The sequence below is a fragment of the Aeromonas media genome (assembly GCF_000819985.1).
Taxonomy (GTDB): Bacteria; Pseudomonadota; Gammaproteobacteria; order Enterobacterales; family Aeromonadaceae; genus Aeromonas; species Aeromonas media.
This window is the reverse complement of sequence record NZ_CDBZ01000113.1, coordinates 1-516: the sequence shown is the minus strand read 5'-3', so window position 1 is coordinate 516 and position 516 is coordinate 1. Positions and strand designations below refer to the sequence as shown.

The window sequence follows — 516 nt, the reverse complement described above, 5'->3', positions numbered from 1 at the left end:
CCGAGCGGTGCGGGCAAGAGCACCCTCGGCAATGTGCTGCTGGGGTTGCAGCGCCCGCTGCGAGGGCGGGTGCTGCGCCAGGGGGGCATAGCCCCCCACCGCTGGCAGAAGCTCTATCAGGATCCGGTGCAGGCCTTCGCCAGCCGGGTGCGTCTCGCCACCCAGTTTGACGATCTGCTGCGCCTGCACAGGCTGCCCCGCCAGCCCCTCACCGACTATCTGGCAAGGCTCGGCCTCGATGAGCGGCTGCTGAGCCGGCTGCCGAGCCAGGTGTCGGGGGGAGAGCTGCAACGGCTGTCCCTGATCCGGGCCCTGCTGCTGCACCCCGTGCTGCTGTTTGCCGACGAGCCCAGTTCCCGGCTCGATCCCCTGAGCCAGCAGCAGACCGTCACCTGCCTGCTGGGGGAGCTGGCGGAGATAGGCTGCGCCCTGCTGCTGGTGACCCATGACGAGGCGCTGGCGGGCAAGGTGGCCGGGCGCTGCCTGCGATTGGGGGCGGCGTGCACAGCTGAGCAC

1 protein-coding gene is annotated in these 516 nt (G+C 70.7%); it reads left to right on the top strand.

The features are described from left to right. Window positions 1–516, top strand: a 516-nt coding sequence (locus BN1127_RS09790) for an ATP-binding cassette domain-containing protein (RefSeq protein WP_042649303.1), incomplete at both ends; no start/stop codon positions are given.